At 35.5% G+C, this 21,146-nt stretch carries 20 protein-coding genes, 1 other RNA gene and 1 other annotated feature; all 21 genes read right to left on the bottom strand.

What is annotated here, in order from left to right:
- The 21 genes from BQ5367_RS12205 to BQ5367_RS12110 all read right to left on the bottom strand — a co-directional run bounded on the left by BQ5367_RS12205 (position 1) and on the right by BQ5367_RS12110 (position 21,114).
- Positions 1–891 carry a tyrosine recombinase gene (locus BQ5367_RS12205; RefSeq protein WP_071442731.1) on the bottom strand — a complete coding sequence of 297 codons (891 nt, stop codon included), beginning with the start codon at positions 889–891 and terminating at the stop codon, positions 1–3.
- A 25-nt stretch (positions 892–916) separates the two neighbouring features.
- On the bottom strand, positions 917–1,495 hold the full coding sequence (locus BQ5367_RS12200; protein ID WP_071442730.1) for a stage II sporulation protein M: 579 nt from the start codon (positions 1,493–1,495) through the stop codon (positions 917–919).
- 60 nt (positions 1,496–1,555) lie between these two features.
- Complete coding sequence (gene dinB, locus BQ5367_RS12195; protein WP_071442729.1) at positions 1,556–2,740, bottom strand: DNA polymerase IV; 1,185 nt, start codon at positions 2,738–2,740, stop codon at positions 1,556–1,558.
- Positions 2,741–2,957: 217 nt separating this feature from the next.
- Complete coding sequence (spo0A, locus tag BQ5367_RS12190; RefSeq protein WP_071442728.1) at positions 2,958–3,764, bottom strand: sporulation transcription factor Spo0A; 807 nt, start codon at positions 3,762–3,764, stop codon at positions 2,958–2,960.
- Between the two features lie 146 nt (positions 3,765–3,910).
- Complete coding sequence (locus tag BQ5367_RS12185) at positions 3,911–4,885, bottom strand: SpoIVB peptidase S55 domain-containing protein (RefSeq protein WP_071442727.1); 975 nt, start codon at positions 4,883–4,885, stop codon at positions 3,911–3,913.
- A gap of 52 nt (positions 4,886–4,937) precedes the next feature.
- Positions 4,938–6,584, bottom strand: a complete 1,647-nt coding sequence (recN, locus tag BQ5367_RS12180; RefSeq protein WP_071442726.1) for a DNA repair protein RecN — start codon at positions 6,582–6,584, stop codon at positions 4,938–4,940.
- 78 nt (positions 6,585–6,662) lie between these two features.
- Positions 6,663–7,427 carry a TlyA family RNA methyltransferase gene (locus tag BQ5367_RS12175; RefSeq protein WP_071442725.1) on the bottom strand — a complete coding sequence of 255 codons (765 nt, stop codon included), beginning with the start codon at positions 7,425–7,427 and terminating at the stop codon, positions 6,663–6,665.
- Positions 7,417–9,282: a 1-deoxy-D-xylulose-5-phosphate synthase gene (dxs, locus tag BQ5367_RS12170; protein ID WP_071442724.1), complete on the bottom strand. Its 1,866-nt coding sequence runs from the start codon at positions 9,280–9,282 to the stop codon at positions 7,417–7,419. The genes BQ5367_RS12175 and dxs overlap by 11 nt, the downstream gene beginning before the upstream one ends.
- Positions 9,283–9,290: 8 nt before the next feature.
- Positions 9,291–10,127, bottom strand: a complete 837-nt coding sequence (locus BQ5367_RS12165; RefSeq protein ID WP_071442723.1) for a polyprenyl synthetase family protein — start codon at positions 10,125–10,127, stop codon at positions 9,291–9,293.
- On the bottom strand, positions 10,120–10,329 hold the full coding sequence (gene xseB / locus BQ5367_RS12160; RefSeq protein ID WP_071442722.1) for an exodeoxyribonuclease VII small subunit: 210 nt from the start codon (positions 10,327–10,329) through the stop codon (positions 10,120–10,122). Before xseB ends, BQ5367_RS12165 begins: the two co-directional genes overlap by 8 nt.
- Positions 10,322–11,656, bottom strand: a complete 1,335-nt coding sequence (xseA, locus tag BQ5367_RS12155; RefSeq protein WP_071442721.1) for an exodeoxyribonuclease VII large subunit — start codon at positions 11,654–11,656, stop codon at positions 10,322–10,324. Before xseA ends, xseB begins: the two co-directional genes overlap by 8 nt.
- Positions 11,653–12,024 carry a transcription antitermination protein NusB gene (locus tag BQ5367_RS12150; protein WP_235858770.1) on the bottom strand — a complete coding sequence of 124 codons (372 nt, stop codon included), beginning with the start codon at positions 12,022–12,024 and terminating at the stop codon, positions 11,653–11,655. Before BQ5367_RS12150 ends, xseA begins: the two co-directional genes overlap by 4 nt.
- A 66-nt stretch (positions 12,025–12,090) precedes the next feature.
- Entirely contained in the window at positions 12,091–12,417 is a 327-nt protein-coding gene (locus BQ5367_RS12145; RefSeq protein WP_071442719.1) for an Asp23/Gls24 family envelope stress response protein, read from the bottom strand.
- 45 nt (positions 12,418–12,462) lie between these two features.
- Complete coding sequence (locus BQ5367_RS12140) at positions 12,463–12,918, bottom strand: hypothetical protein (RefSeq protein ID WP_071442718.1); 456 nt, start codon at positions 12,916–12,918, stop codon at positions 12,463–12,465.
- Between the two features lie 49 nt (positions 12,919–12,967).
- The gene (locus BQ5367_RS12135) at positions 12,968–13,873 is read right to left on the bottom strand and encodes a bifunctional riboflavin kinase/FAD synthetase (protein ID WP_071442717.1); all 906 of its coding nucleotides are present in this window, start codon (positions 13,871–13,873) and stop codon (positions 12,968–12,970) included.
- The gene (truB, locus tag BQ5367_RS12130) at positions 13,873–14,706 is read right to left on the bottom strand and encodes a tRNA pseudouridine(55) synthase TruB (RefSeq protein WP_074022025.1); all 834 of its coding nucleotides are present in this window, start codon (positions 14,704–14,706) and stop codon (positions 13,873–13,875) included. The genes BQ5367_RS12135 and truB overlap by 1 nt, the downstream gene beginning before the upstream one ends.
- Before the next feature lie 22 nt (positions 14,707–14,728).
- Positions 14,729–15,328: a DedA family protein gene (locus tag BQ5367_RS12125; protein ID WP_071442716.1), complete on the bottom strand. Its 600-nt coding sequence runs from the start codon at positions 15,326–15,328 to the stop codon at positions 14,729–14,731.
- Positions 15,329–15,387: 59 nt separating this feature from the next.
- Positions 15,388–15,543, bottom strand: a non-coding RNA gene (gene ssrS / locus BQ5367_RS14055) — 6S RNA.
- 73 nt (positions 15,544–15,616) lie between these two features.
- Positions 15,617–17,368, bottom strand: coding sequence for an aspartate--tRNA ligase (aspS, locus tag BQ5367_RS12120; RefSeq protein ID WP_071442715.1), 1,752 nt, complete (start codon positions 17,366–17,368; stop codon positions 15,617–15,619).
- The gene (gene hisS, locus BQ5367_RS12115) at positions 17,369–18,649 is read right to left on the bottom strand and encodes a histidine--tRNA ligase (RefSeq protein WP_071442714.1); all 1,281 of its coding nucleotides are present in this window, start codon (positions 18,647–18,649) and stop codon (positions 17,369–17,371) included.
- Positions 18,650–18,685: 36 nt separating this feature from the next.
- Positions 18,686–18,872: a binding site (T-box leader), on the bottom strand.
- 31 nt (positions 18,873–18,903) lie between these two features.
- Positions 18,904–21,114, bottom strand: a complete 2,211-nt coding sequence (locus tag BQ5367_RS12110) for a RelA/SpoT family protein (RefSeq protein ID WP_071442713.1) — start codon at positions 21,112–21,114, stop codon at positions 18,904–18,906.
- Positions 21,115–21,146: the final 32 nt, after the last annotated feature.

Raw genomic sequence — 21,146 nt, 5'->3', positions numbered from 1 at the left:
TTATTCCTTTCTGTTTCGTGGATGAAACGATGCATAAGCATCTTTTAAACGTTTATTTTGGACATGCGTATATATCTGAGTCGTAGAAATATCGCTATGACCTAAAAGCTCCTGAACGCTTCGCAAATCAGCTCCGCCGTCCAAAAGATGAGTGGCAAAAGAATGACGAAGAGAGTGAGCACTGATACGTTCATCAATCTGACAGCTATGACATCTATTCTTCAACATAATATGTATCTGTTGTCTTGTATACGGATTTCCATGCTGGTTTAAGAATAAATACGGACTTTTGTGAACATTTCTTTTCTTACGTACTATGTCCACATATTTTTTTATGGCTGCAATATTTCTGCTATTTAAAGGAATCAATCGCTCTTTATTTCCTTTACCCATAACTCTTATAATTCCCTGATTCATGGATAATTGACTGATCTTTAAAGAAACACATTCACTTACTCTCAAACCACAGCCATAAATCGTCTCTAAAATAGCAACATTGCAGATTTCCTGATCGCTCTCATTCTGATAAGTTAATAGCTTATCAACTTCTTCTACGCTTAAATAACGTGGTAGTTTTCGCTCCTTTTTTTTAGTTTTGATGAAAACTGCAGGATTTGGAATGTGATAGGTAATCGCACTATATTCGTGAAACATACGAATAGATGTAATTGCATGGTTCACACTTGATGCTGCATAATTCTGATTCATATTTAATATGTATTCATGAATCATCTCATATGAAATGTCTTCGATAGCTAAAATCATATTTGATTCCATATAATGAAGATATCTTTCAAGATCTTGTCGATAAGAAGAAATTGTTGCAAGACTTTTCTGATCGACAGATGTAATATAATGAAGATAGTTTTCCAAAGCTTCCTTTAGTTTCATAAAACCTCCTTGTCTATTATATCACTTAAAATTGATTAAAGAAACGGATAAGCATGATAATTAAAGTAGATTTTAAATAACTAGCAACAAATACGCTTGCAATTGAAAGTAAAAGATAATTTAATCCTTTATTTACTTCAGATGTTAATTTCAATTTATGAAGATTTAAACAGGAATATAAGATATGATTACTTGATTCTATTGAATAAATGGCAATGATGACAATTGGTATCATTTCTAAAGCCACTTGTGGTAAAAGAGTCAATACGATTCCTAAAAGTCCTTTTAACTCATAAGTGTAAATAAACATCATACATGTCAGACCAATTTGAAACCCTTTAGTAAATAATAAGAAAGCAATTAGAAAAGTACCTAATATGGAAGTCCCTAAAATAACGATTCCTATAATATATAACATTTGTAATGCAAACTGAAAAAGAAAGGTTGGATAAAGATCAAAGGCATCATTCATGGGAAGCAGGATAACATCTAACTGATTCAAATTTTCCATTTCTAAAAAAGTAGATCCGATGATACCTACAAGAATTCCGCCAAATAAAACAATCAATATGAAAAGCAGCTGGTTTTTATGTATTTTTTTCATATTTCAGTTTATGCGGTTATACAAAAAAAAGAACTGCTGAGGATCAGTTCTGTTTTTCTTCTATTTAATGTTTTTTGAGGATTGCTTCTTATCTAAAAGATCACTGGCATATACTAAAAGCGGCGAATCAAAGTTTTTATTTAATTCATTTAAGATATCTTCATGCGTGATAATAGCTGGTTCAAAAATTGAAATCTGTTCAATTGAATGATTTTGGTCAATTAATGAACCAAGAGATATGCCTAGATGACGAATTGGCTGATTATTAATATGATTTTTATCAAAAAGATAAAGTGCATATTCCAATAATGTATTCATATCTGCAGTTGTATGATCCATCGTATAACTACGTACGATCGTTGAAAAATCTGCATAACGAATGCTGATTGAAATTGTTTTCCCCTGTACTTTTTCTTCTAATGCACGAAGTGAAAGATCGTGTGCCAGTTTTCTAAAAACGTTTTTGATTTCATCGTAATCTTCCACATCACGATTCATGGTCGTACTTTGAGAAAGTGACTGAACACTCGTAGTAAAACATAATTTATTCGAATCATTTCCACGAGCATTTTCAATCCGATGATACCCGTTTTTTCCTAAGATTCTTAAGGCTGCTGCCTCATTGTTTACATCAGCCAGATCACCAATCGTTTCAATTCCATTCTGTCGCAGAATCGGTGCTGTTTTCTTGCCAATTCCCCACATACTTTCAATAGGCAATGGCCAAAGCTTTTTCGCAACTTCATGTTTTCTTAAAACGGTGATTCCCATTGGTTTTCGCATATCACTGGCCATTTTTGCTAGAAAACGATTTGGAGCTACACCAATCGAACAGCTAAGTCCAATTTTATCTTTTAAGCCTTGCTGAATCTGCCAGGCGAGGTCTAAAGGACGCTTATAGTTTTGGATGATCCTAGTTACATCAACAAAGCACTCATCAATGCTGACCGGTTCAACATAGGGTGAAAAATCACGAATAAAATCAAAAAATCGTTGTGAAAGTGTTTCATACCAGTCAAAATCAACAGGTACCACAATTAAATGCGGACATATTTGTAATGCCTGTTGAATAGGCATTGCAGAATGAATCCCCAGTTCCCTGGCACTATAGCTGGCAGTACAGACAACGCCTCTTCTGGAAAGTCCGCTGACGACTAGCGGTACCCCTTCATAAGCACTATTTCGTAATATTTCGGCATTTGCATAGAATGCATTTAAATCAATATGAAATAAGACCCTTGCCATAAATCCTCCTGCTTTTGAATAACGATCCTATGAATTATAACACATTATTTATTTAAATATATAGAGTTATTGTTGATGTTACCTATGAAATAGCAATAATTTCACTAATTCGAATAAATTATATCACATAATATTATAATATGATATTATTTATTTATAAATTTGAAATATATTCTAATATTTATTTAAAAATGAAAAAAAGCCGTTCATAAACGGCTCAACGATAATATCTATCGTTACTTCTAATTCTGTTATCTAAACGTAATTTATCAGAAATCATCGCAATAAATTCTGAATTGGTTGGTTTTGCCTTGCTTGCAGATATCGTATATCCAAAAATCTCATCAATCGCATCAACGTTACCCCTATTCCATGCTACTTCGATCGCATGTCGAATAGCTCTTTCAACACGTGAAGAAGTGGTTGCATACACTCTGGCTATTTCCGGATAAAGAACTTTTGTAATTTGTCCTAAGAAATCAATATTTTCATAGGTTTCAAGAATAGCGGTTCTTAAGTAGAGATATCCCTTGATATGTGCAGGAATGCCAATTTCATGTAAGATTTCTGTCACATCTTTTTCTAATTCAAGATGTAATAATTTATCACGTTCTGATACATTTAATGATATGACATTACCATTGGTCTCGACGCCACTAATAGCGATCATTTTATTGATAATCTGTTTTACCTCAAATGGTTTCATCAGCAGATAAGCAATTGAATATTTTTGAAGATCAACGATCATGGCATCATTAATAAGAGGAGTGGTGGCGATAATATGCTTGATGCTGATACGATGCTGCTTTAATTCACTGAGTACTTGAAATCCATCTTTTATTGGCATGATCAAATCTAATATAAGAAAATCAATACTCCGATTGGTAAGTTCTTTTAAGCACTGCTCCCCATTGCTTGCGCTTCCTGCCACTTCAAAACGATCAGATTTTCTTAATTCATCCTTCATGCGATTACAGCCTTCGTTATTATCATCTACGACATAAACACTCATTTTATTGGTCATTGTTATGTCCTCCTATCTTCATTATATCCGATAAAAAGCATTAATGGTGGAATTTTATGTCGAAATTCGTCAATTAAAGAAGCGTGAACGCTTTCAAAATTGAAAATGCTGACGATTTATGGAAAAAAAGCGACAGTTTGTCGGTTTTAGTCGCTTTCTTTCAACATCCATTCAATATAAATACCAAATCCGCTCGAAGGATTTTGAGCAGAAACATGAGTAACAGCGCCAATCAATTTCCCATTTTGTACGATTGGTGAACCACTCATTCCCTGAATGATACCACCTGTTTTTTCTAATGCTTGCAGATCTGTTATTTGAAATTCAAAACTTTTAATATCTGCTTCACTTTGTTTATATTTTTTTGTAATTTCAACTTCGATAGCTTCTACCTTTTCACCATTTAAAACAGTATACATGGTTGCTTTCCCTAAAGCTATTTCATCCTGAGAAGCTGTTTCGATCAGACGATCAGATAATCGTTCATAACTATTCCCGAAAACACCAAAACGACTGATTTTTAAAATATTACCAATCGAATCATCAAAATGAATAAGAGCCTGTTTTTCACCAACACGTGATATCTGAGCCTTTTGAATATCTTTAACACTTGATGTATAAAGAAGACCCTGATCAAAGCGAATAGTTTGTTTCGTATCCTGATCAATGATTTCATGACCCAATGAACCATAAGTCGAGTTAGTTGGATCAATATAAGTCAATGTTCCAATACCCATAATTTCATCTTTAACAAATAATCCTGTCTTGATCTTACCATTATCTTCTATGACTTTTAAATGACGATAAATAATTTCATCTTTTCTTTTTAAAGTACACACAACTGTCTGGTTCTTTTTTTCTAATAGAATTTCATTGAGCTGTTCCAGTGTATCGATTTTTCTACCATCGATTTCTTTTAGTGTATCACCGCTTTGAATATCACTTTCTGATGGATTATATGAAAAATATTTTGTATCCACCTGATAAGTTGCGCTAATAAGTACGCCTTCATATTGAAGCTGAATGCCAATACTTTCACCGCCTAAATAAACTTCTCTGGACTGAATGGGAATTGTAAAGAGTCCGATAAGAAGTAGAAATATGGCATATTTTCTTTTCATATAAAAACCTCCCACATATAGTATGGGAGGGGGATGTATTATTTATTCTTTATTATGCCTGGCCATTTTCATAAAGCTCTCTAGCGGCCATAAGTGCACTCTCACTCACAGAATTCGTAGACATGATCGCTAATGAGGCAATAATTTCTTCCTTATTCAGCTCACGAATATGAGTCTTTGTAGAATCATCTGTTTGTGTTTTTTCAACTACATAATGATGATGTGCACAGGCAGCTACACTTGAAAGATGAGTGATTGAAAACAATTGATGTCTTTGTGCGATCTGACGCATTTTTCTACCGATCGCTAAAGCAACCTTTCCAGAAACACCTGTATCAATTTCATCAAAGATAAGTGTTTCTATAGAAGTCAGATCTGTAAAGATCGTTTTTAGTCCTAACATTAAACGTGATAGTTCTCCGCCGCTAGCAACGTTGCAGAGCGGTCTTAAAGGCTCTCCAGGGTTCATTGAAACATAGAACTCTACTTTATCAAGTCCTTTTGAATTTGGCTCACAAGCATCGAAACGAACCTCAAAACGTGCTTTTTCAAGATATAGATCACGACATTCCTTCATGATCTCATTTTCTAGCATTTTTGCTTTTTCTTTACGTATTGAAGAAATCTCTAAAGCAGTTTTTTCAAAATTCTTATAGGCTTCATCAACCTGAATTTTTAATTTATCAAGTACTTCTGCACGATTTTCAATCATTTCAATTCGTTGCATAAGCGAATCACGTTTTGCTAATATTTCCTTTACGCTATTACCATGTTTACGTTTTAAATTATTGTAAAGAAAAAGATATTCATTGATCTCATTGACACGATTTTCATCATAGTCAAGATTTTGTAAATGATCATTTATTTGTGAAGCAGCCTCTTCAGTTTCATAGTAACAATCATTCAATTTCTCTACAAGCTTTTCAACCCATTCAAATTCTTTTAATGCTTCCAATGAATGAATGCTTTCATAAAGACTTTCAAGCGTCTTACCCGTTCCTGAAAGATGCTCATAAGCATGATTTAGATGTTCGCTCAGCTTTTCAAAATTATTTAACTGATTCAGTTCTTCATTCATATCCGTAATTTTTTCTTCGCTCAACTCAGCTTGATCAATTTCATTAACCTGATATTTAAGAAAATCTAAATCATCATTCAATTCATTATTTTGAAATTCTTCATATGTATGTAATGCTTTCTGATAGACCTGATAGTTATGTTTACATTCATTAAGTTTTTCTTCCATATGACAATATTCATCAAGCAACGTGATATGATACTGTTTATTTAAAAGATACTGTGTATCATGCTGAGAATGAATATCAATCATCTGAGACATGATCGTTTTCAATGATGACAAAGGAATGCTTCGCTGATTAATTTTGATGCTGCTCTTGCCATCACTGGATATTTTTCGAGTAATGATCATTTCATCTTCCAGTTCAATACCCATCTCATTACATAACAAAGCTGCCGGATGCTGCTTTTCTAATTCGAAAACACCTTCGATTAATGCATATTCCTGATTCATAGCGACATATTCGCTGCTGGCTCTTGCACCACATAATAAAGAAATCGCATCAATCAAAAGACTTTTACCAGCCCCTGTTTCACCGGTAAAAGCGGAAAGGCCTTTTGAAAATTCAAGATGCAAATCATCGATCAATACAAAATTTTTAACATATATTTCTTTAAACATGAGATTCCTTTCTACTTATCCTTATTTATTTTATCATTTTTTACTGCCAATGGAAACAGAAAGTAAAAAGAAAAAAAGCTATCGGACTAGCTTTTTAATTTCTGAGACAGGAAATGTAGAAGAGGAGTGAATCACAAAATCAATGAAATATTCCTGATTTCCATCTTTTCCTTTTGTCTTTGATTTGCTCATATGAAGAGGCGAACATTGATGAGATAACAGAAAATAATAAATATCCTCTAAGACCTTTTCAAGTACTTTTTTATCTTTTATAATACCATTTTTTCCAATATATTTTTTCCCTGCTTCAAATTGTGGCTTAATAAGCACTACAAAGCGGGCTTTAGGAAACAAAGAAATCAAATGAGGCAGTAATGTCTTAATAGACACAAAAGAAACATCCATGACGACAAAATGGATTTCATGTTTAAAATCCTCTATTTTAAGATCAAGGGCATTTGTATTTTCCATGCTTGTTAGACGTGGATTCTCTCTTAAAGACTCATCCAGCTGCAATGTCCCTACATCAATCGCATAAACATGACTGGCTCCGCTTTGAAGAGCAACATCACTAAATCCTCCAGTACTTGCTCCGATATCAGCTACATTCTGATTTTTTAGATCAATGCCAAAATCACGCAAGGCCTCATAAAGCTTATAGCCTCCACGAGAAACAAATTCAATCTCTTTTGAATGTAACAGAATCGTTTCATCGCTAACTTCATAAGAAGGTTTGAGTATGATTTGACCATTGACACTGACTCTTCCCTCACGAATTGCTTCCTGAGCATAGGTACGTGACTTAACAATACTTTTCTCACTTAAATAAACATCAAGCCTCATGAAGCAACTCTCCAATTTTTTCAAAAAGTGAATTTAAATCAATTTTTTCCGATTTTCTTAATTCACTGATACTTCCCTGAGCAACATAATGATCATCGATTCCTATACGAATCAACGATACTGTCTGCTTTGTATCATTATAATATTCCAGCATAGCGCTTGATAATCCTCCAGCAAGAATATCTGTTTCATATACAATAATAGGCAATTGACTCGCAGCCATTTCATCCAGTACGATCGTATCCAATGGCTTAAAAAAGCGTGCATTGACAACAGTTAAATGCAAATGATTTGCCTGTGCCTTAGAAATGATCGCATCAACATCACTTCCATAAGAAACAACATAAAGTTCAGATCTATCAGTAACCGGATGTTCGCTCCAGCTGCCAATTTCGATATTTTCCATTTTTTGATCATCTTTGATAACATTGCCTCGTGGATAACGAATTGCAAAAGGATGATCTTGGGAAAACGCCGTATAAAGCAGATTACGAGCCTCTGAGGCATCTTTGGGCTGTGCCAGGATCATATTCGGCAAACTTCTTAAAAGCTGAATATCAAAGCAGCCATGGTGTGTAGCCCCATCCTCTCCTACAAGACCTGCACGATCGATTCCAATGACAACCGGCAGATCCATACGACAGATATCGTGGTTAATTGGATCATAAGCACGCTGTAAAAAGCTTGAATAGATAGCTAAAAATGGACGTTTACCAGCACAAGCCAGACCAGCAGCTAAAATAGCGGCATGATCTTCCGCAATTCCGCAATCAATCAGCCGATCTGGAAATTTTTTCTGAAAGTTCTCAAGTTTACTGCCAGTAATCATTGCCGGCGTAATGGCAATGAGATCCTTATTCACGGATGCAAGCTGCATAACCGTATCGCTGATCAGCTGACTCCATGAGAGTGCATTTTTGGGAAGCTGATGCAAAAGCTCACCTGTTCGTACATTGAAAGCAGACACTCCGTGCCATTTGCCGCTTGTATCATTTTCCGCAAATTTATAACCCTTGCCTTTTTTAGTGCATACGTGGACAACGATCGGTCCATGATGATTTTTAGCCGTTTCAAGTGTCTGTATCAGCTGATGAAGATTATGACCATCAATAGGTCCAAGATAATCAAGACCAAAATCACCAAAAAAACTTGATTCAACAACATTACGTTTAACTGAATTTTTTATATTTGAAATCGTATGATAAAGATTCTGACCAGCTTTATTTTTTCTGAGGGAACTGCTAACAACCTGTTTTGTACGATTATAAACTTCAGATGTTCGCATTTTAGTTAATGTATCGCTTAATGCACCAACATTTTTTGAAATAGACATGCCATTATCATTCAGAATAATGATCATCTTGCTTTGACGTTCTCCAATAGTATTTAAAGCTTCTAAAGAGATACCGCTCATCAGTGATGCATCGCCAACTACCGCTATGACCTGATAATCTTCATGATTATAATCTCGAGCCATCGCAAATCCCAAAGCACTGCTTAGGGCTGTTGAAGAATGACCTGCTTCATAGCAGTCATGCTCACTTTCAGCACGTTTTTGAAATCCTGATAACCCTTTATACTGTCGAAGCGTATAAAAACGATTTGCTCTACCGGTTAAAATTTTATGAACATAACTTTGATGACCAACATCGAAAATAATCTTATCACTTGGTGAATCAAAAACCTTATGAATCGCTACACTTAGCTCAACAACACCTAAATTACTAGCAAGATGTCCGCCAGTACGAGATATATTTTCTATGAGAAAAGTGCGAATCTCTTCACACAATTCGTTTAGTTCTTTTATATCTAGATTTTTTAGCTGACTCGGATTTTTTAATTCATTGATTTTCATAAGACTCCTTAATGATCACGATTTTTTATCATCTGAAAGATTTTTAAAATAGGTTCACTATGAATATTACATTTTTTAAGATCATTTTCAATTTCATCAAAATACTGAAGATAAAGCTTCTGGGCCTTTTCAAATCCAAGCTCAGAAACAAAAGTACTTTTTTGATTTTTTTCATCACTAATGCTTTTCCCAAGCTTTTCTTCACTGCTGATGACATCTAAACAGTCATCCTGAATTTGAAAGGCTAAACCAGCTTTATAACCGATGTTACGCCAAACCTCGATATCTCCCTTCTTATTGGCAATCAAGCAGCCACAAACAAGTGCTAAAGAGAAGAGGCAGCCCGTTTTAAGCAGATCGATCTTACTGATCGTATCAAGATCCGTTTTTACATTTTCACTTAATAAATCGATCATCTGACCTAAGATCATTCCGTTAGCACCGATTGCTTTCACAAACTCACTAGCCAAATCATTATTGATACTATTTTGATATGTAGCACTGGCCACATAACCAAAAGCTTCACTTAACAAAGCATCTCCTGCCAAAAGGGCTGTTGCTTCATCAAACTGTTTATGACATGTTTTCTGCCCTCTTCTTAGATCATCATTATCCATACAAGGAAGATCATCGTGAATGAGCGAATAAGTATGAATCATTTCAATGGCAATTGCACAGCGGTCTCCTTGTGATTCATTCGCTCCATAAGCTTTTAAGACACCATAAAGCAATTGAGGACGCAACCGCTTAGCAGGAGCACATAATGAATAAAGCATGGCTTGTTTTACTTTAGAATCTTCAAGATGATCGAGCGAATGAGCTAATTTATTTTCAAAATCATGCATGATCTTCACCTTCATAGTTTTGGATCAATTCATTCATCTTATCCTTAAAGCCGGCAAGCTGCTGATCACAGTCATGTACAAGTTTCAGTCCTTCTTCAAAAAGAGCGATTGCTTCTTCAAGATCAATTTCATTTTTTTCTAAAAGCTCAAGTATTTTGTCAATTCTCTCCATAGACTGTTTAAAAGATAATTTATCACTCATGGTTTTTCTCCTTTTTCAACACTTTCGAATATAATTCACCATCACCTAAAGTTGTCACAATCATTTCATTTACTTCAACATCATTGATACTTTTAAGACAATGACCATCCATTCTTGTTAATGAATAACCACGAAGTAATATCTTTAGTGGTGAATAGGCATCTAAAAGCTGAATCCTTTTTGAAAGTTCATTTTCACTATGTGTACGATATTGTTTTGTTTGTCCAAGCAATTTATCATACTGATGCTGGAGCTGTGTTTCCATCCTTTGTACCATCATATTTCCTATATGAGCAAAACGAATACGTTTTGAATCAATTTCATTTTGCAGATACATTTTTGTTTGAATATGATTTTCAAGAGCATTTCTTTTCAAATCCAGGCTCATCATGCTATTTTCAATGTATGTAAGCGGATTTCTTATATAAGGATGCCCTTTTACCTTATCAAGATGATGAGAAGAACGATCTAAAAGAATTTTCATCTGATCGGCCAGCAATTTTTTATATCGCTGCAGCTGATAGCTGACTTCCTGAATATCAGGTGTTACTAATTCAGCAGCTGCTGTTGGTGTCGCCGCTCTGGCATCACTCACATAATCGACAAGTGTTGTATCGGTCTCATGACCAACACCAGTAACAATTGGTGTTAACGTATCATAAATACATCGTGCCAGTTCTTCCTGATTAAATGCCCACAAGTCTTCAATGCTACCGCCGCCACGTACTAATAAAATAACATCGTGATGATTCTGATCAGCCTTTTTTATTGTTTCAATCAGCATTGGACTAGCTTCACTTCCCTGCACCAGCGATGGATAAAATGTAATTTTCGCTAATGGCCAGCGACGAGCAATCGTCGTTCTGACATCACTTGCAGCAGCTGCTTCCCTGGCACTGATCAAGGCAATATCCATTGGATATTGTGGCAGCTGTTTTTTATGTGCAGGATCAAAATATCCTTCACTCATCATTTTCTTTTTCAATGCTTCCAGCTGCAGATACATTTCTCCGATACCATCCGGCTGTAAACCATTGACATAAAGCTGTACACTACCGCTTGCTTCATAAACGCTGACCTTGCACTGAGCAATAACCTTGCTTCCATTTTCAAGATCAAAATGAATAAGTCTTGCATAATTTGAAAACATGACACAGCTCATTCTTGCTTTGTCATCTTTTAATGTAAAATAATAATGACCTGAACGATGTTTTACAAGATTGCTGATTTCACCACGTACCAGCAGCTGTCTTAAATTTTCATCATGATCGATTCCTCGTTTGATATAGGATACCAGCGCAGAAACCGACCACATCTGATTCATCATAGCTTATCTAGCACTCCATTGATCAGTTTATAAGTTTCGCTATCACAGTACTTCTTAGAAAGAGTCACTGCTTCATCAATTACGATTGCCTTATTAGCAGTCTCAAAATCAAGCTCTGCTGCAGCCATCAAAAGGATGGCCTTTTCAATACAGCCTAAGCGGTCAAATTCCCACTCATCGCTCAGTACATCATTAATTTTCTTTATATAATAATCTTTATGTTTTAAAGCATCGATCGTTACAGTATAAAGAAAAGGATCAATTTCATTTCCCGCATTTTCATAAACAATAGACTTGATATCTGTATTTAAAAGAAAATACTGATAAAGACAAGTCATTGCAGTTTCTCGTAATGTATGTCTGCTCATGGTTACCTCCATCATTTCATTTTAGCACATATTCCATTCAAAAACACCCGTTAGGGTGTAATTAAGCTAGAAAATAAATCCGGTCACCTTGATGTCTATCATATCCATCTTCACACCTGTCATATGCAAGATCGAATTATAAATTTTATCCTGAAGACGTGAGCAGATTTCGTTCACATTCTGCTGATAATTTACTTTCACATCAACATTCAGTACTAATGAATTCTTAGAAACTCTGCAGCTTACAGCATTTTTAAATCTTGAAGAATCAGGTAAAACTGTTTTTTCTTCTTCACCAATTTCAATCAATGCAATTGATTCAAATACTTTTTTGTTAATTGCAATTTGTCCGTAATCATTTGATTTTTTTATACAAATATATTCTTGTGCCACTTTTATCACCTTCTATTGCTATTATACTTGAAAGTGAAGCATCTTTCAACTAAAAACTAATTCGATCGTCTGATTTGAAGAAATCAAAGGATAAATCAGACGCATGATCTCAGCTGCTTTTTCATTACTTTTTTCAACTTCAAAAACACTTGTCTTAACGATATCATCTTCAATATTCACAACACTTTTAAACCCTTTTTGTTCTAAAGCAGCAACGATTTTTTCTTCTGTCTGCTTGCTATTTTCAATCGTTTCAATTTTAGAAAGAACTTCTTTTTTCTTTTCTTCGCTTGTTTCACTGCTTGCCAGCTGTTCTTTTAGCTGTAACACCAAAGTGTCTTTCTTTTCCTGATTTTGCTCATTTAAAACAGCCATGACACTTGTTATATCACTGACAGGTGTATTACTTTGAGGTGGAATCGTTTCGAGTGATACATAGTAAATCGAAAGCATCAGCACTAAAGTAAACATGCTGATAAAAGCGAGGGCTTGTTTATTCATAAAAAAACCTCCTTGCATTTCATTATATGAAACAAAAGGAGGTTTATACCTAAAGTGATTTTGCTTTTAACACATCACGTTTAAGCTGTTCCACTAAATCTTCTTTACTATCAAATCGTTTTTCATCACGGATTCTTTCAATAAAGATCAATTCCATATCATCTCCATAGATCTTTTGTTCAAAATCTACCAGATAAGCTTCGACAGCAATATCTTCCTTATAATTAAAAGTAGGATTATGACCTACATTGATCATGCATTTATAATGTTTGCCTAGCACATAAGCATAACCAATATAGACACCTACATGAGGCAAGATCGAATGATACTTCATTTTCAGATTAGCGGTTGGAAAACCGATCGTATGTCCTAAGGAGCGACCTTCTGTGATTGTTCCTTTAATGGAATAAGGTCTTCCTAATAAATGAAGTGTTTTTTTCATATCACCTTCTTGAATTGATTTTTCGATACGGGTTGATGAAATTTTCTCATCTTCATAAGTTACTTCTTCCACTTCTACTACATCAAAATATGATTGCTTTTTCAAGGTTTCAACATTTCCCTCACCCTTATACCCATATGAATAATCAAATCCACAAATCAAACTCTTGATATTCATCTGTGCTAACATCTTTTCAAAATCTTGATAGGATAAGGAAGCCAGTTGTTTTGTGAAAGAAATAATGATCCAGTAATCTAAACCACATTGACGTCCAATTTCGATACGTTCTTCCATTGAAGTAATATGTGCAATATCTTCCATCTGTTTAATGACGCACCAAGGATCCGGATCAAAGGTAATGCAGGCACTTTTTAAGGATTTAGCTTCTGCCTGTTTAAGTGTTTCTTCAATCAGGCGCATATGGCCAAGATGCATTCCGTCAAAATAGCCAATGCAGGCAGCTATACCTTCTAACTGTTCAATTTTATTTAAATCCATGCATATTACTTTCATTACCATAAACCTCTTTCACAGCCAAAAACATTTTGATGATGTCGTCTATAGATGGCTAAAGCTTCTTTATTTTTTACCATCAGCACACGCTCTTCTTTTGTATCAAGTCGAATCTTTTTACCGTTTAGGACATCAAATTCATTTTCAACTTCAATCATTGGCAGATAGCTTAACGCTTCATAGATAGAATGCAGCTGAACCGTATCAGCATCTACCTCATCCAGGTCATAACAATCCTTCAGTGTAAACTTTCCTACTCTTGTCCTGGTAAGCGAGCTCATGCATCCGATATTACCGCTTTGAATCGCCATATCACGAATCAAAGAACGAATATAAGTACCACTTGAACAACTCACTCTGATCTTATTTTTATCCAATGCCTCAATATCATAGATCTCAATATCTCTTAAAGGACGTTCTACTTCAATCTGCTCACGAGCATATTCATAAAGCTTCTTTCCTTTTACTTTAATGGAACTGACCATAGGTGGCAACTGTTTTTGTTTTCCAATAAATGAATTGCATAAGGATTGCAAATCAAAAATTTCATGCACTTCTTTTTCTTCAGTTACTTTGCCCCAAATATCTTCAGTATCAGTCTGCTTGCCTAACTCAAAAGTCGCAATATATTCTTTATCAGTATTTTCAAGATAAGGGAGAATTTTAGTTGCTTTCCCGATCAGCAGCAATAATACACCTTCAGCCATTGGATCCAATGTACCGCTATGACCAATTTTTTTGATATGAAGCTTTTTTCTCATGATGGCAACAACATCAAAAGAAGTCATATTTTGCGGTTTATTCACAAGCAGTAATCCATTAAAACTTTCCATTTTTTTACCTTAAAAGCTGCTTTTAAGCATCTTTCTTTTTCTTTTTGAATTTCATGATCAGCCAAGCCGCAGCAACGATCACAACGATGATGCCCACAACAAGTCCATACTGATCCATATAACCTGAAATCAATCCATAGTGATCTCCAAGTACAGTTCCAACATAAATCAGCACGCAGTTCCAAATTAAGCTTCCTACGACTGTATACAGAGAAAAAGGAAGCATCTTCATACGGCTCATTCCTGCCGGAATACTGATCAGTGAACGGATGATTGGCACAAACCGGCAAAAGAAAACAGTCAGAGAGCCTTTGTTATTGAACCATTTTTCGGCTTTTTCTACATCCTCAAGATTAAACTTAAATAAATTTAAAAAACGTTCAAATTTCTCTGGACGCAGAAAATAACCAAGCCCATATAAAATGATAGCTCCGATATAAGAACCTAATGTTGAAAAAAGGACCATCCCTAAATATCCTAAATCACTTTTTGTAATCATGAAACCAGCAAAAGTCAAAATGATTTCACTTGGAATGGGTGGAAAAACATTTTCCAATGCAATAAGCAGAAATACTGCTAAGTATCCAAACTGTTCGATAAATTCAACAATCCATGTTTCCATATAACACCTCTCGCCTATTATACCAACTTTTTACACAAAAGAAAAGCGGGATTAAACCCGCTTACCCAAAAGGTGAGATCTTTCCCTGTATATACAGGTGGGTGTCCTGTGAAAATCTTTAGGATTCCTATGAAACACAGGCATTCAACACCAAATTTCAACGTCCGGACTCCCTTATCTCAACTTTGAGGAAAAATTTGAACCTTTTGGACAATTCCATTATATTATAAAAAAATCAAAAGTATACTCTTGATTTTTTATAGATAATTTGATATAGGACCCACGGAATTATTTTCCATCATTCTTTTGAATCATTAATCCTAACTCTTTAAGCTGATTTTCATCTACACCGGAAGGTGCTTCGCTCATCAGATCGCTTGCACTTGCTGTTTTTGGGAAAGCAACGACATCACGAATATTCTCAGTACCAGCTAAGATCATAACAAGTCTTTCCAGTCCGATACCTACACCGCCATGAGGTGGAGTACCATACTTAAAGGCTTCTAAAAAGAATCCAAACTTTTCTTCTGCCTGTTCTTGTGTCAATCCAATCGCTTCAAAGACTTTTTCCTGAAGATTTTGATCATGAATACGAATTGAACCACTAAGCAGTTCATAACCATTTAATACAAGATCATAAGCTCTTGAATAACAGTGAGCAGGATCGCTGATCAGCTTATCGACATCTTCAGCCTTAGGAGAAGTAAAAGGATGGTGAGCGGCTACATAGCGGTTTTCTGTCTCATCATATTCAAACATTGGAAAATCAGTAACCCATAAGAAGCAATATTTGCTTTCATCAATCAATTTCAGCTCTTTTCCTAACTTAACACGTAACGCTCCTAAAGATGTTAATGAAATCTTTGGCTTATCGGCAACGATAAATACGATATCATTTTCTTCAATTTGTAATGTTTCCTTTAAGAGTTCTTTTTCATGATCGTTCAATACTTTATGAATTGAACCGCTCCAGCTTTGATTTGTATATTTTAAGAAAGATAAAGCTTTAGCTCCATATACTTTCACAAATTCAGTTAAATGATCACAATCTTTACGAGAGAACTTATCTGCAGCATTTCTTGCGACGATACAATTGATCATTCCTTTATCATTTAAGATATTTTGAAAAATCGTAAATTCTGTATTTTTAAATATGTCTGTTATATTTACGATTTCCATTTCAAAGCGTAGATCAGGTTTATCAGAACCAAATCTAGACATACACTCATCATAAGGAATTCGTTTAAATTCATCAAGTTCAATACCTTTCGTATCTTTGAATATCTTTCTCATCAAACCTTCTACAACAGAAAAGATATCATCTTCATTTGCGAAAGACATTTCAATATCGATCTGATCAAATTCTGGCTGTCTGTCTGAGCGTAGATCTTCATCTCTGAAACAACGGGCAATTTGGAAATATTTATCCATTCCGGCAATCATCAGAAGCTGTTTATATATTTGTGGTGACTGTGGTAATGCATAAAAGCTTCCTTTAGAAATTCTGCTTGGAACTAAATAATCACGAGCTCCTTCAGGTGTTGATTTACAAAGAATCGGTGTTTCGATTTCTAAAAAGCCTAAGTCAGATAAATAGTTGCGGGCACACATTGTTACCTGATGTCTTAGTTTTAAATTGTTCTGTAAACATTCACGTCTTAAATCAAGATAACGATATTTTAAACGTGTGTCTTCTAAGGCATCTGTCTGATTTGCGATGATCAAAGGTGTTGTTTCAGCACTATTGATGATCTTTACATCACTTACGCTGATCTCGATATCACCCGTTTTCATCTTAGGGTTTTTATCTTGTCTTTCAACGACTTTTCCTGTTACTTGAAGTACGTATTCATTTCGAACGCTGACGATCTGTTCAGAAATCTTTTCATCAAAGACACACTGTGTGATCCCCTCACGATCTCTTAAATCGATAAAAACTAAAGCTCCAAAATTTCTTCTTTTATTGACCCAGCCACATAAAGTAACCGTTTCATTTACATGATCCAGTGTCAATTCACCACATGTATGTGTTCTCTCCATTTAAAATCTCTCCTCTAATAATTCATCCATTTTCGCAATAATTTCATCTGCATTGATCTTAAACTGTTCCTGTGTATCAATTTTCTTTAAAGAAAGCGTATGTGATGCCAGCTCATCTTCACCAATAAGAATGGCTATCTTCGCTTTCATTCGTTCAACGCTCTTAAACTGTGCCTTAAAAGAACGCAGCTGATAATCAGTATCACAGATGAAACCGTGGCTTCTCAAGGTTGTTGTCAGCTTAAATGCTTCCAGCTGAGCTTCCTTACAAAGACAAAGCACATAAGCATCAATTCCTTCATCTTTTGCGATTTCAATATTTTCTGCTTCTAAAGCCAGCAAGATTCTTTCCATTCCGAGTGCCCAGCCAATACCAGACATCTCAGGTCCACCAAAATACTCGATCAGGCCATCATAACGTCCTCCCGCTAAAAGAGTTGCCTGAGAACCCATTTCTTCATTCACAGAAACGATCTCAAACACTGTATGAGTATAATAATCAAGTCCTCTGACAAGGCGGTCTTCAACCGTATAAGGAATCTCTAACGCATCTAAACCTGCTTTTACCTTTTCAAAATAATCACGGCTTTCTTTATTTAGATAATCACTGATTTTTGGAGCACTTAACATTGCCGGGTGATCATGATCCACCTTACAATCTAAGATACGCAATGGATTTTGTTCATAACGGCGACGACAATCGGCACATAGTTCATTTAAGTGACCTTGAAAATGTTTTTTCAAGGCTTCACGATAATTATTTCGTGATTCATCATCTCCTAATGTATTCAGCTGAACAACAAGATCCTTAAGACCTAATCCACTAAGGATCGAATATCCCAAAGCAATCGTTTCTACATCCAGATACGGATTCTTGACACCTAGTACCTCAACACCAAACTGGTTGAAAATACGCTGTCTGCCCTTCTGTGGACGCTCATAGCGCATCATAGGCCCCATATAGTAAAGCTTAACAGGCAGGTCTGCACTGCCATAAAGCTTATTTTCCACAAAACTGCGGCATACCCCTGCTGTACCTTCTGGACGTAATGTCAAAGAACGTGCACCATTATCCATAAAAGTGTACATTTCTTTATTGACCATATCACTGGAATCATTACCACGTTTAAACACTTCCGTATGTTCAAAAATAGGTGTACGGATTTCTTTATAGTGATACAAAGTTGTAAATTTCTGTAGATATTCTTCTAATGCATGCCACTTTTCAATTTCATTTGGCAGAATATCCTGTGTGCCTCGAGGCATCTGATAATTTGTCATGTCTTCTCTCCTTTTAAAAACAAAAAAAAGCGTCCATCTAAGGACGCTTAACGTGATACCACCTTAGTTCGCATGACTGCGCACTCAACTCATAACGGCGAGTCCCGACTGTTCTTTGCAAACAGTACCTCCATAGTGTCCCTATTTACTTCCTGTATGGACTCACACCCAACGTCCACTCTCTTTAACATTTCATAAATATTCTCTACTTCATCAGTTTTTTTTAATATAGCACAATTCAACGCTAAATTCAACTAGTGAATCATTCTTTCTACTGAAATAACACTATTCACTTTTTTCAGATTAGCCATCAACGTTCTTAAATGTTCTGAATTTTTTACTAATACCGTCAGCATCGTCGTAACCGATATCTTATCATCCATCACCTTACTGTCTACATGAATAAGACCTGCTTTATTTTGTGAAACAACCGTTACGATATCGCTCAACAAGAAAGATCTGTCAGTAGAAGCGATCAGCACCTCTACTTCATAATCTTTTTCTTCAAGATTATCATCCCAATAAACATCAATGATCCTTGATTTTTCATTAACAATATTTGGACAGTCACAGCGATGTACTTTTACTCCCTGTGATTTTGTCACATAACCAACAATATCATCTCCAGGTATTGGCTTACAGCAAGCTGCAAGATTCACCATCATCGTATCAATGCCCTTTACATAAACGCCACATTTTGAAGATCGCTTACGTCTAGATTCATTACGATTGAACATCTTGACCAATTCTTCGTTATCCATGCTCTTGCTAGAAGTATGATTCACAAGACGATCTACGACAGCACCGGCAGAAATGGCTTTCGTACCAATGGCATAATAAAAATCATTTAATGAAGGATAGGTCAAAGCACCAACTACCGCTTCCATCTTTTTTCTTTCCATATAGTCATCGGCATTCAGACTGCGACGCTTTAGCTCATCTGCAAGCATATCTTTGCCCTTTTCAATATCCGCCGATTTCTTTTCATTTTCTTTTTTCTGATAGAATGCACGAATCTTATTTCGAGCATGAGTACTCTTTACAATTTTCAGCCAATCCTCACTAGGACCCGTTGACTGATTGCTTGTACGAATACTAACGACATCCCCTGTCTTTAAAACAGTATTCAATGGCACAATAGCACCATTGACCGTAGCTCCTACCATCTTATGACCAACTTCTGTATGAATACGGTAAGCAAAATCAATCGGTGTTGAACCATTCGGTAAAACAATGACCCTGCCCTTTGGGGACATGACATAAACGTTTGCTTCAAAGATATCTTTCTGAAGCAAATTCATATATTCCTTCGCATCATCGCTGACACCATCTTCACCGCTCATCAGTGCAAATTCCTTCAGCCATGTCAATTTTTCTTCAATTTCTTTTTGTTCTTTTTCATGACTTAAAGAAATATTTTCTTTATAAGCCCAGTGTGCCGCAATACCTTGTTCAGCAATCTGATCCATTTCTTCTGTACGAATCTGAACTTCAAAGATGTTCTCTTCAGCTACGATCGTCGTATGCAAAGATTGATACATATTAACCTTTGGCATCGCAATATAATCCTTAAAACGTCCTGGAATCGGTCGATAGGTTGCGTGAATATAGCCTAAGATCTCATAACACTGTCCGACATCATCACAAATAATACGAATCGCTAAAAGATCTAGGATCTCATCAAAGCGTTTATGCTTATTGATCATCTTCTTATAAATACTATAAAGATGCTTACTTCTTCCAAATATACGGAATTTGATATGATGTTCATTTAAAAGCTGTGAAATTTCTTCGATCATCTTCGAAACCTGACCATCACGTTCCGCTTTCTTCTTTTCAACAAGATGAGCAATTTCAAAATATTTCTCTCGATTCAGATACATGAAGCTGAGATCTTCCAGCTCATTCTTAATCTCACTGATACCAAGACGATGTGCGATCGGAGCATAAACCTCTAATGTCTCTGCGGCGATCCTCATCTGTTTTTCTTCAGGCATGTACTGAAGCGTCAGCATATTATGCAAACGATCCACCAGTTTAATCAGAATAACACGAACATCCTTCGCCATCGCAATGAAGATCTTACGATGATTTTCTGCCTGATACTCTTTTTCATCTTTAAATTTCAGATTACCGATTTTGGTAACTCCCTGTACAAGCAGAAAAATTTCATCACCAAAAAGCTTTTTAAACTCCTCTTCATCGACATCACAGTCCTCGATCGTATCATGTAAAAGCCCTGCAGCAATCGTTTGCGGACTGCTTCTTAAGGCGGCAAGAATATAACCAACATTTAAAACATGTGTTACATAAGGTTCACCACTTTTTCGAAACTGACCGGCATGCTTTTCATTTGCGTATTCATATGCTTTTTTAATCAGATCTAAATTTTCAGGTTTCACCATGTATTTTTTGACTTCATCCATGATGTCATCAAAGTTTTTATTAACATATTTATGTTTCATATTCTTTTCACCTCTTTTCTAAAAAAGGCTTA

The sequence above is a fragment of the Traorella massiliensis genome (genome assembly GCF_900104665.1).
GTDB lineage: Bacteria > Bacillota_I > Bacilli_A > Erysipelotrichales > Erysipelotrichaceae > Traorella > Traorella massiliensis.
Note: the sequence above shows the minus strand (reverse complement) of the source record. Positions and strands in the feature narration are given on the sequence as shown.

Bases quoted from the DNA above. Each gene is read 5' to 3' on its own strand.
- BQ5367_RS12205 (WP_071442731.1), bottom strand. From the start codon at position 891: ATGAAACTAAAGGAAGCTTTGGAAAACTATCTTCATTATATTACATCT.
- BQ5367_RS12200 (WP_071442730.1), bottom strand. From the start codon at position 1,495: ATGAAAAAAATACATAAAAACCAGCTGCTTTTCATATTGATTGTTTTA.
- dinB (WP_071442729.1), bottom strand. From the start codon at position 2,740: ATGGCAAGGGTCTTATTTCATATTGATTTAAATGCATTCTATGCAAAT.
- spo0A (WP_071442728.1), bottom strand. From the start codon at position 3,764: ATGACCAATAAAATGAGTGTTTATGTCGTAGATGATAATAACGAAGGC.
- BQ5367_RS12185 (WP_071442727.1), bottom strand. From the start codon at position 4,885: ATGAAAAGAAAATATGCCATATTTCTACTTCTTATCGGACTCTTTACA.
- recN (WP_071442726.1), bottom strand. From the start codon at position 6,584: ATGTTTAAAGAAATATATGTTAAAAATTTTGTATTGATCGATGATTTG.
- BQ5367_RS12175 (WP_071442725.1), bottom strand. From the start codon at position 7,427: ATGAGGCTTGATGTTTATTTAAGTGAGAAAAGTATTGTTAAGTCACGT.
- dxs (WP_071442724.1), bottom strand. From the start codon at position 9,282: ATGAAAATCAATGAATTAAAAAATCCGAGTCAGCTAAAAAATCTAGAT.
- BQ5367_RS12165 (WP_071442723.1), bottom strand. From the start codon at position 10,127: ATGCATGATTTTGAAAATAAATTAGCTCATTCGCTCGATCATCTTGAA.
- xseB (WP_071442722.1), bottom strand. From the start codon at position 10,329: ATGAGTGATAAATTATCTTTTAAACAGTCTATGGAGAGAATTGACAAA.
- xseA (WP_071442721.1), bottom strand. From the start codon at position 11,656: ATGATGAATCAGATGTGGTCGGTTTCTGCGCTGGTATCCTATATCAAA.
- BQ5367_RS12150 (WP_235858770.1), bottom strand. From the start codon at position 12,024: ATGAGCAGACATACATTACGAGAAACTGCAATGACTTGTCTTTATCAG.
- BQ5367_RS12140 (WP_071442718.1), bottom strand. From the start codon at position 12,918: ATGAATAAACAAGCCCTCGCTTTTATCAGCATGTTTACTTTAGTGCTG.
- BQ5367_RS12135 (WP_071442717.1), bottom strand. From the start codon at position 13,873: ATGAAAGTAATATGCATGGATTTAAATAAAATTGAACAGTTAGAAGGT.
- truB (WP_074022025.1), bottom strand. From the start codon at position 14,706: ATGGAAAGTTTTAATGGATTACTGCTTGTGAATAAACCGCAAAATATG.
- BQ5367_RS12125 (WP_071442716.1), bottom strand. From the start codon at position 15,328: ATGGAAACATGGATTGTTGAATTTATCGAACAGTTTGGATACTTAGCA.
- aspS (WP_071442715.1), bottom strand. From the start codon at position 17,368: ATGGAGAGAACACATACATGTGGTGAATTGACACTGGATCATGTAAAT.
- hisS (WP_071442714.1), bottom strand. From the start codon at position 18,649: ATGACAAATTATCAGATGCCTCGAGGCACACAGGATATTCTGCCAAAT.
- BQ5367_RS12110 (WP_071442713.1), bottom strand. From the start codon at position 21,114: ATGAAACATAAATATGTTAATAAAAACTTTGATGACATCATGGATGAA.